The organism is Sphingomonas bacterium, assembly GCF_903644055.1.
Classification (GTDB): Bacteria; Pseudomonadota; Alphaproteobacteria; order Sphingomonadales; family Sphingomonadaceae; genus Sphingomonas_I.
Genome location: NZ_CAHJXD010000054.1, coordinates 1 through 4,916, shown reverse-complemented (window position 1 = coordinate 4,916; position 4,916 = coordinate 1). Strand labels below are relative to the sequence as shown.

The 4,916-nt window shown below is 66.6% G+C and carries 6 protein-coding genes; 4 read left to right on the top strand and 2 right to left on the bottom strand.

What is annotated here, in order from left to right; genetic code table 11:
- Window positions 1-139 precede the first annotated feature (139 nt).
- Complete coding sequence (gene hemF, locus HUU94_RS02260; RefSeq protein ID WP_174273501.1) at window positions 140-1,003, bottom strand: oxygen-dependent coproporphyrinogen oxidase; 864 nt, start codon at window positions 1,001-1,003, stop codon at window positions 140-142.
- A gap of 169 nt (window positions 1,004-1,172) precedes the next feature.
- Here hemF and petA point away from each other — a divergent pair, with 169 nt between their 5' ends.
- From petA to HUU94_RS02240, 4 genes are read left to right on the top strand one after another with little or no spacing between them, the layout of a single operon-like run.
- Window positions 1,173-1,766: a ubiquinol-cytochrome c reductase iron-sulfur subunit gene (petA, locus tag HUU94_RS02255; RefSeq protein WP_174273500.1), complete on the top strand. Its 594-nt coding sequence runs from the start codon at window positions 1,173-1,175 to the stop codon at window positions 1,764-1,766.
- A gap of 13 nt (window positions 1,767-1,779) precedes the next feature.
- Window positions 1,780-3,069 (top strand): cytochrome b, encoded by a 1,290-nt coding sequence (locus tag HUU94_RS02250; protein ID WP_174273499.1) that lies wholly within the window; start codon window positions 1,780-1,782, stop codon window positions 3,067-3,069.
- A gap of 21 nt (window positions 3,070-3,090) precedes the next feature.
- Window positions 3,091-3,933 carry a cytochrome c1 gene (locus HUU94_RS02245; protein ID WP_174273498.1) on the top strand — a complete coding sequence of 281 codons (843 nt, stop codon included), beginning with the start codon at window positions 3,091-3,093 and terminating at the stop codon, window positions 3,931-3,933.
- A 53-nt stretch (window positions 3,934-3,986) separates the two neighbouring features.
- Window positions 3,987-4,178, top strand: coding sequence for a hypothetical protein (locus HUU94_RS02240; protein WP_174273497.1), 192 nt, complete (start codon window positions 3,987-3,989; stop codon window positions 4,176-4,178).
- 91 nt (window positions 4,179-4,269) lie between these two features.
- Here HUU94_RS02240 and HUU94_RS02235 read toward each other — a convergent pair.
- Window positions 4,270-4,916: MFS transporter (locus HUU94_RS02235; protein ID WP_174273496.1), on the bottom strand; the 647-nt coding region annotated here is incomplete at its 5' end.

The following is a 4,916-nucleotide window of genomic DNA, read 5'->3' as shown; positions in this document are numbered from 1 at the left end:
CGATAGGCCGCGCAGGTCGGCGCGGGCCAGCGGACGAGGCGGAAGGGCGCCGTCGGCAGCGGCGCGGGGCGGGGGCGCGCCAGCATCTCCAGCGAGGTGACGATCGCCGCCAGCTCGCCGGGCGGCACCGGCTCGAGGCTCATTCCCAGCTCGCCAGCGGCGGCAGGCTCATCAGGATCGCATCGACATTGCCGCCGGTCTTGAGCCCGAAGGTGGTGCCGCGATCATAGACGAGGTTGAATTCGGCATAGCGGCCACGGAAGGCGAGCAAAGCGCGCCGGTCCGCATCGCTGACCGGCGCGCCCATCCGCCGCCGCACGATCGTGGGGAAGATCGCGAGGAACGCCTCGCCCACCGCCTGCACGAAGGCGAAATCGGTCTCGAACGGCCCTTCGAGATGATCGAAGAAGATGCCGCCGACGCCGCGATGGACCTTGCGGTGCGGAATCCAGAAATAATCCTCCGCCCATTTGCTGTAGCGTGGATAATCGCCGGCGCCTGGATGCGCCTCGCAGGCGGCGCGCATCGCGGCGTGGAAGTCGGCGGTGTCGGCATCGTCGGGCAGCGCGGGGTTGAGATCGGCGCCGCCGCCGAACCAGCGCCGCGTGGTTTCGAGGAAGCGGCAGTTCATATGGACGGCGGGCACGTGCGGATTGGCCATGTGCGCGACGAGGCTGATCCCCGTCGCGAAGAAGCTGGGATCGCTGTCCGCGCCGTGGATGCTCTTGCCGAACTCGCCCTCGAACGCGCCCGCCACGGTCGAGACGTTGACGCCGACCTTTTCGAACACCCGCCCCTTCATCAGCCCGCGCACCCCGCCGCCGCCCGCAGGCGTGCCGGCCGCATCGGTGCGGTCCCACGGCAGATAGGCGAAGGCGGCGTCGCTGCCCGCCTCGCGCTCGATCGCCTCGAATTCGGCGCAGATCCGCGTCCGCAGCGCTTCGAACCAGCCGCGCGCTTGCCGCTGCTCGTCATCCATCGGGATCGGGGGCGTTTCGCTCATGCCGGGCCGCTTGCCCCCGCCTCGGGCGGTTCGCAAGCCGGTGGCCGCGATCATCTCGGAAAAGCGCGTGAAAGCCTGTTGGCAAATGGGCGGAAGCGCGTCTACAGCGCCGCCCGAGGGCCGCCCGTTCCAGGGCGCCCGGGGGCAAGACGCAAGGGTTCTCACGCGCATGGCGATTTCACATACCGCCGACGATCCCAACCAGCGCCCGCCGGTGATCGGCGCGGTCGAGGAGGAAGGGGCAGGTCCCCGTCGGCGCGATTTCCTCAATATCGCGGCGGTCAGCTTCGCCGGCGTCGGCGCGGTCTCGGTCGTCATCCCCCTGGTCAACCAGATGAACCCGAGCGCCGACGTGCTCGCGATGGCGTCGATCGAGGTCGATATTTCGGCGATCGCGTCGGGGCAGGCGATCAAGACGATCTGGCGCAAGCAGCCCGTGTTCATCCGCAATCTCACGCCCAAGGAAATCTCCGAGGCCGATGCGGTGCCGGTATCCACGCTGCGCGATCCCGCGACGCTGGCGCAGCGCACCAAGGAAGGCCACAAGAACTGGCTGATCACGATGGGGGTCTGCACGCATCTCGGCTGCGTGCCGCTCGGCGCGGGCGAGGGCGAGACGCGCGGCGAGTTCGGCGGCTATTTCTGCCCCTGCCACGGATCGGTCTACGATACTGCGGCGCGCATCCGCAAAGGCCCGGCGCCCAAGAATTTGCAGGTGCCGGACTATAGCTTCAAGTCACCCACCGTGGTTCAGATCGGCTGAGGTAGAAGAGAAAATGAGCTTTCCCTGGGCTGAGCAATATGCGCCGAAGCATCCGCTGACCAAGTGGATCGACAGCCGCCTGCCGTTGCCGCGTCTGGTCTACAATGCGGTCGGCGCGGGCTATCCCGTGCCGCGCAACCTCAATTATTTCTGGAATTTCGGCGTTCTCGCGGGCTTCGCGCTGACGATCCAGATCGTCACGGGCATCGTGCTCGCGATGCATTATGCGGCGAACGCCGATATCGCGTTCAACAGCGTCGAAAGCATCATGCGCGACGTCAACCAGGGCTGGCTGCTGCGCTATGCGCACGCCAACGGCGCGAGCATGTTCTTCATCGTCGTCTATACGCACATCTTCCGCGGTCTCTATTACGGATCGTACAAGGCGCCGCGCGAGATGGTGTGGCTGATGGGCGTGGTCATCTTCCTGCTGATGATGGCGACGGCGTTCATGGGCTATGTACTGCCGTGGGGGCAGATGAGCTTCTGGGGCGCGCAGGTCATCACGGGCTTCTTCTCGGCGCTGCCGATCGTCGGCGATCCGATCCACACCTGGCTGCTCGGCGGCTTCGCGCCGGACAATGCCGCGCTCAACCGCTTCTTCTCGCTCCATTATCTGCTGCCGTTCGTGATCGCGGGCGCGATCGTGCTCCACATCTGGGCGCTGCACATTCCGGGTTCGAACAATCCGACCGGCGTCGGCGTCAAGGGGCCGCAGGATACCGTGCCCTTCCATCCTTATTATACCGCCAAGGACGGGTTCGGGCTCGGCATCTTCCTGATCGTCTTCGCGCTGATCCTGTTCTTCGCGCCCAACATGCTGGGCCACCCGGACAATTACATCCCGGCCAATCCGCTCTCGACGCCCGCGCACATCGTGCCCGAATGGTATTTCCTGCCCTTCTACGCGATCCTCAAGGCGTTCACCGGCAATTTCCTCTGGATCCCGGCGAAGCTCTGGGGCGTGATGGCGATGTTCGGCTCGATCCTGCTGCTGTTCTTCCTGCCGTGGATCGATCGCTCGCCGGTGCGCTCGGCGAATTATCGCCCGACCTATCGCTGGTTCTTCTGGATCCTCGTCGTCGATCTCGTCGTGCTCGGCTATCTCGGCCAGGCCGAGCCGACCGCGACGGTGGTGATGCTCAGCCAGCTCTGCGCCGGCTATTATTTCGCGCACTTCCTGATCATTCTGCCGATCCTCTCCGCCGTCGAGAAGACGCTGCCGCTGCCGAACTCGATCTCCGAATCGGTGCTGCATGGCGAGGAAGCCGAAGCCGCGCCGTTCGGCGTGCACACGGCCTGAGCCCCGGGGGACTAGAGACACATGCTCCGCTTCTTCGGACCTTTCATCGCCCCGATCGTCGGGCTCGGCTTCCTGCTGGCGCTGGCCTGGGGCTTCCTCAGCACGCCGCGCGAGGCGGAGACCGAATCGGTTTCGCAGGTTTTCCATCTCAAGCCCAAGGAGGCGGCCTTTTCCTTCAACGGGCCGCTGGGGCGTTACGATCGCCAGCAGCTCCAGCGCGGCTTCCAGGTCTATCAGGAGGTCTGTTCGGCCTGCCACGCGATGAAGCTCGTCGCCTTCCGCGACCTCACGCAGATCGGCTTCACCGTGCCCGAGGTGAAGGCGATCGCCAAGCAGTGGAAGACCGAGGTTCCCTCGATCAACGACAAGACGGGCGAGCCCGCGACGCGCAAGGCGCTGCCGAGCGATTATTTCCCGTCGCCGTTCGCCAACGAGGTCGCGGCGCGCGCCGCCAACAACAATGCGCTTCCGCCCGATATGTCGCTGCTCGCCAAGGCGCGCGAGGACGGCCCGGCTTATATCCACTCGCTGCTCACCGGCTATCGCGATCAGCCGCCGGAGCTGCTCAAGCAATTCCCCGACGCCAAGACGCCGACGGGGCTCTATTACAATCCCTATTTCGCCAATCTGAACCTCGCGATGCCGCCGCCGCTCGTCGCCGATGGCCAGGTCAGCTATGCCGACGGCACCAAGGCCAGCGTCGATCAGATGGCGAGGGACGTCTCCGCCTTCCTGATGTGGGCGGCGGAGCCCAAGCTGGAAAACCGCCATCGCACGGGCGTCGCGATCACGATCTTCCTGCTCATCGCGACCGGGCTCGCCTACGGCGCCTACCGCAACATCTGGCACGGCAAGAAGCATTGAGGCGGCGCGTTCGGCCACGCGGCCGGAGCGCGCGCTTCGCCTGAACGCGGCTGATGTCGGGCCTGTCGCCGATCCTGCTGTCGCTGGCGGTGCTGGCGGATTTCGCGCTGGCGTTCGGCGGCGTGCGCTTGATCCTGCGCGGGCGGGACAGGATCAAGGGCGTGCTGATGCTGATCGCGGCGCTCGTCATCCTCGGCAATATATTGCTCTGGTCCCTGCCCCTTCCCTCGTCACCCCGGCCTTGAGCCGGGGTCCCGCTGCCTGCCGCTGAAGAAGAAGCGGGACCCCGGCTCAAGGCCGGGGTGACGTTTCCGCTTGAACGGGACAGACTCCAGGTCAGGCCGTCGCAGTCGCCCGTACAGGGCTCGTGCGGCCGAAGCCGATCACCGCCGCCGCCGCCAGCAGGCCGAACAGCCCGGCGAGCAGGAAGGCGGGCGAATAGCTTCCCGCGATCTGGCGGATCAGCCCCGCACCGAACGCTGCCGTAGCCGCGCCGATCTGGTGGCCGACCATCACCCAGCCGAACACCACCGGCGCCTCGCGCTCGCCGAAGTGGCGGTTGGTCAGCGCCAGCGTGGGCGGCACGGTGGCGATCCAGTCGAGCCCGTAGAAGATCGCGAACACCGTGAGGCTGCCCGCGCCGAAATCGAGGAAGGGCAAGGCGATCAGCGAAATCCCGCGCAGCCCGTAATAGACGAACAGCAGCCGGCGCGGATCGTAACGGTCGGTCAGCCAGCCCGAGGCGGTCGTGCCGATCAGATCGAACAGCCCCATCAGCGAAAGCAGCCCCGCCGCCTTGACCGGCGGGATGCCATGATCGCCGCAGAAGGCGATGAGGTGCGTGCCGACCAGCCCGTTGGTGGTCAGCCCACAGACGAAGAAGGTGCCGAAAAGCAGCCAGAAGATCGGGCGTCTGGCGGCGGCGACCAGCGCGGTGATCGCCAGCGCGGGGCTGGCGGCGCTCCGCATCGCGGGCGCGGGCG

Bases quoted from the DNA above. Each gene is read 5' to 3' on its own strand.
- HUU94_RS02245 (WP_174273498.1), top strand. From the start codon at position 3,091: ATGCTCCGCTTCTTCGGACCTTTCATCGCCCCGATCGTCGGGCTCGGC.
- HUU94_RS02250 (WP_174273499.1), top strand. From the start codon at position 1,780: ATGAGCTTTCCCTGGGCTGAGCAATATGCGCCGAAGCATCCGCTGACC.
- hemF (WP_174273501.1), bottom strand. From the start codon at position 1,003: ATGAGCGAAACGCCCCCGATCCCGATGGATGACGAGCAGCGGCAAGCG.
- HUU94_RS02240 (WP_174273497.1), top strand. From the start codon at position 3,987: ATGTCGGGCCTGTCGCCGATCCTGCTGTCGCTGGCGGTGCTGGCGGAT.
- petA (WP_174273500.1), top strand. From the start codon at position 1,173: ATGGCGATTTCACATACCGCCGACGATCCCAACCAGCGCCCGCCGGTG.